This window comes from Rhodococcus sp. NPDC059968 (genome assembly GCF_042738615.1).
In the GTDB taxonomy this organism is placed as follows: Bacteria; Actinomycetota; Actinomycetes; order Mycobacteriales; family Mycobacteriaceae; genus Rhodococcus_F.
Genome location: NZ_JBHWUE010000218.1, coordinates 1 through 4,151 on the forward strand (window position 1 = coordinate 1; position 4,151 = coordinate 4,151).

The window sequence follows — 4,151 nt, forward strand, 5'->3', positions numbered from 1 at the left end:
CATGAGCACTGAGACACCGAGGGACGCCGACGGCAACAAGCTCTGTGGCTGGTGCGGCGGCCCGATCCAGCAGAAGGGCGTCGGCCGCAGCCGGGACTACTGCACGCGCACGCACAAGGAGTACGCGTACAGGGCTCGCCGGGACCAGGAGATCCGGTTCCGGGCCTACTCCAAAGGCCGGGCCGACGAACGCTTCTTTTCGACAACAGCCGAAACTCCGCAACCCTCCAATACGTCTGTTGTCGAAACTCAATCACCGCAGGTCAACGCCACGAATTCCCCGTCACCCCCCGCACCTTTGCCTCCCTTGAAACGGGCTCGCCGCAGGTCCGCACAGACTGCGTCCGCCATGCCTTTGTGGCCGCCGGCGGATGACGGAGAGCCGGACGATCAGCCACCACGGACCGATTCCTAGCGGAGCGCCCACGCGTCGCTCGGCCACATCGCGGCAGCAGCTGCTCCCCCTCAGCCGCGGAGTGCCTCCAGGTCGCCTTACGCACCCGCATCCGTGACGGCGGGGGTACGGCGCTCCGCCCCAATCCGGGCCCGGCAGACGGCCGCTCAAGCCGCGCAACCCCACCCCCCTTCCCGCTGGCCGTCGTTGGTCGTCCGGAGCACCCGCAGACGCGTATGCGGTAGGCCACGGAGGATTACGGGCCTCAGGCGGCCTGTACGCCCGCCTGAGGGCTCGTGAGCGCTCCGGCGGACCGAGAGTCGCAGGAGCGGGAGAACGACGCTCAGAGGCTCACGGGAGGCCGTGTGCCGGTACGTTCGGGACTTGGCACGACGAAGCCCCCGCCGAATTCGGATCGGCGGGGGCTTCGGTGTGTGCGGGCGGAGGTCAGCTCCGATGGGCTCGCCAACGGCGGGCTGGTGCGACGGACTCCCCAACCTCCACCGTGTCGCCCTGCGCGTCGACGTACACGTTCCGGCTCAGCAGAACGGGGGCGCCGGGCTCGACGCCAAGCAGAGTCGCCTGTTCCTCGGTTGCTGCATCGGCGGCGCTGGCTTCCTCGGAGGCCACGGCGCGTCGACCGGTGACGGCCTCGATGGCTGATGGGGTGCCGCCCGGGATCCGCTCGCGCTGCAGCAGAGCGGGCACGGTCTCCGCGAGTTCAGCGACGAACCAGCTCGTGCTCGCGGAGACCGGCTCCGCGTCGGCGTTGTGCGTGACCCGCTGGCGACGCAGCGCCTGGCCGCCGTCCTCGACGCCCAGGAGGTCCGCGACCCACTCGGGGGGAGTGGTCAGGTCGGCGCCCGTGATCACGGCGTACTCGCCGTCGGCGTAGATCCGCCCGGTAGTGAGCGCCGCCTCCAGGCGGTCGGCTGCGGTGCGGTGCAGGGTCCGGCGCGTGCTGACCGTGGTGGCCGCACCCTGCCGGCCTTCCGCGAGGCCTTCCGCCCTCAGCGTGCGGTGGACCTTCTGCGCGGTCGCAGTCGAGATGCCGTACTCCGCCGCGAGTTCGCGCACGGACGGCAGCACGTCGCCGTGCGCGAGTTCGCCGCTGACGATCTTCGACTTCAGCGTGCCGACGACTTGGAGATACGGAGGCGTGCGCTCCAGCGAGGACATGGCGGGGCTCCTTCGACGGGTGAACGGTGCGGTGATCTATCACAGCATCCGGAGTAGTGATCTAGCACAGTGTATGGCTTGACACAGCAACTGTGCCCCCACAGTATGGGTCTTGTTCGGCGGCGCCTCCCGAGGGGTCGCCGAACGGCTCGAAAATCCGGGGCCCTCGCGCGCACACGCGTAGGGGCCCCACCCCGGAAACCACCGCAACACCGAAACTCGCAGGTCACAGGCTTGCGGGGGCGCAACCGCCCGCAAGGGAGGTTGCGGCCCGGGGGTTGCGGGCTCAACCGCCACAAAACAGGCGGGCCGGAACGCCGCGCGAACGGCAATCCCGGCCCTGATCCACGACCACCCAAGGAGCGACTCGTGGACTACGCAGCAGCATGGAACAAGATCGGTACTGGTACCAAAACGGCCCGCGTGATCACGGCGGACCGGATCAACAAGACGACAGCGGCGGCGAGCCAGGCACTCGACGGCGCCGCCCCGATGTGTGCCCCGCTCGCGCACCGCTGGGACACGGAGGCCGAGCGCAGGGCGAAGCTCCGGACCCCGGAGAACCTGAAGGCGTTGATCGCTGCTCAGCGGGCCAACACGTCGGCGCGGTCGACGGCTGCGACCGCCGCGAGCCAGCGGAAGGCCGCACGGGCGGCGAGCAGCAACCCGTTCAACGGCGGCCGCCGCGCGGCCCGGACGGCGGACAAGGCAGGTCGCGCTCACGCCAAGGTCGCGCGCCGCGACCTGAAGTCGGCTCGCCGGAACTACCCGCTGACGCTCAACCAGCTCGCGGTCCGCGCCCACGCCGCGCACCTGATCCCGGCTGGGATCACCTCGTACGCGATGTCGTCGGCGGAGCACTGGGCGATGTGGCCGGCGGGAAGCTCGCTGAGCCTGATCGCCCTCAACGCTGCACTGCTCGCCGTCGGCCGCCGCCAGGTGCGGGTGCCGCTCGACGACGACGCCACGGCGGAGGAGCGCCGCCTCCTGGAGCGCCTCGACCCGTCGTACTGGGTCCAGCACGCCGACGAACGAGGCCTGTCGGGCACCGTGCCCGCACCGACCGAGCTGACCCCGGCCGGTCTGGTCACCACGGTGCGCCTTGATGGCCGGTGGAAGCCGTCGGCGTTCAAGGCCAAGCACGAGGAGATCCGGGCGATGCTCGGGGCCCGCACCGCCCTGCGTATGGAGATCAGTTCGGGATCGCATGGCGACCGCGCCACGATCACGCTGCGGACCCGCAGCGCTGCCGACGGCATCGACCTGACCGGCTGGAAGCCGGGCGACCCGTGGGGCGTCGACACGGTGACCGGCGAGCCGGTCATGGTCCCGCTCGGTCGCCGGATGCTGATCGCGGGGACCTCCGGGTCGGGCAAGAGCTGGAGCACCCGGGCCCTGCTCGCGGAGGCGTCCGAGGAGCCCAACCACCGCCTGGTCGTCATCGACCCCAAGCGAGTGGAAGGCATCAACTGGGAGCACCGCGCCCGCGTCGCCATCTACGCCGAAGACGTCCTCGGCGTGACGGACGAACTGGTCGCTGAGATGTACGAGCGGCTGGAGGAGATCCCGCGCGGCCGGGACACCATCGAGATCAGCACCCGCCGCCCCCGGATCACGGTCTTCGTGGACGAAGGAGCCGAGGTCATCTCCATGGCGCGCAAGAAGCGCGCCAAGGGCGGCGACGGCGACCCGGGCGACCCGGACTGGTCCCGGATCATGGAGAACCTGTCGACACTCGCCCGCATGGCGCGCGCCGCCGAGATCATCCTGATCTGGGCCACGCAGAAGCCGACCATGGACGCCAAGGGCGGCATCGACCCGCAGATCAGCGCCCAGATCACTTACCGCGCCGCCCTCGCCCTGAGCACGTCCGGCGAGAGCCGCGTCGTGTTCGGCGAGGACGCCACCGAGCGCGGCTGGCACGCCCACGACCTGCCGATGCCCGGCGTGGCCATGCTCCGCTCCGGACCCAAGGCGGCACCGCACCCGATCAGCACCCGGGCGTTCTCCCCGGCCGACGTCATCGCCCTCCCTGACCGCCCGGTCTGGCAGCGGTCGGCCAAGGCGCCGGCGCCTGTCCCGGCCCCGGCGTCCGAGCCGCTGCGTCTGGTGAAGGACGCCGCCCCCGCGGCTGCCGTCCCGCAGGACCTGACCGACAACCAGAAGGCCGTGCTTCAGGCCGCGATCGACGGCACGTCGACCAACGCCGCCATCGCCAAGGCGACCGGCATCAACCCCGGCTCGGTCACCCGCGCGGTCGACGCGCTGGTCAAGCGCGGGCTCCTCGCCAAGGACGGCACGACGATCCGTACGGAGGTCGCCGCATGAGCGCCAACCTCGCCCAGGCCGTGGCCGACGCCCGCGCGGCGGAGACCAACACCGAGCAGATCGCGCAGATCCTCGCCGTGGTCCAGGCCGTACAGGCGGCCACCCCCGCCCCGGCCGCGCACGCCGCCTGCAGCTGCTCGACGCAGAAGGCCAGCGGATCGTCCGCCGGGAAGGTCGCCGCGTGGATCGCGGGCGGTGCCGCCTGCGCCTGCGTCCTGGTCGGCCTGGCCAGCGCCAGCAGGTACGCACA

Annotated in this window: 3 protein-coding genes; 2 read left to right on the forward strand and 1 reads right to left on the reverse strand. The window is 71.3% G+C overall.

The window, feature by feature from the left end; all coding sequences use genetic code 11:
* Nucleotides 1–841 precede the first annotated feature (841 nt).
* Complete coding sequence (locus tag ACFWAY_RS53090) at nucleotides 842–1,573, reverse strand: GntR family transcriptional regulator (protein ID WP_377541236.1); 732 nt, start codon at nucleotides 1,571–1,573, stop codon at nucleotides 842–844.
* A gap of 369 nt (nucleotides 1,574–1,942) precedes the next feature.
* Between ACFWAY_RS53090 and ACFWAY_RS53095 the strand changes: the two genes are divergently transcribed.
* Together ACFWAY_RS53095 and ACFWAY_RS53100 are read left to right on the forward strand one after the other, a co-directional pair.
* The gene (locus ACFWAY_RS53095; protein WP_377541243.1) at nucleotides 1,943–3,901 is read left to right on the forward strand and encodes an FtsK/SpoIIIE domain-containing protein; all 1,959 of its coding nucleotides are present in this window, start codon (nucleotides 1,943–1,945) and stop codon (nucleotides 3,899–3,901) included.
* Nucleotides 3,898–4,151 (forward strand): hypothetical protein (locus ACFWAY_RS53100; RefSeq protein WP_378516449.1); only part of this gene is annotated, 254 nt, incomplete at its 3' end. The genes ACFWAY_RS53095 and ACFWAY_RS53100, both read left to right, overlap by 4 nt.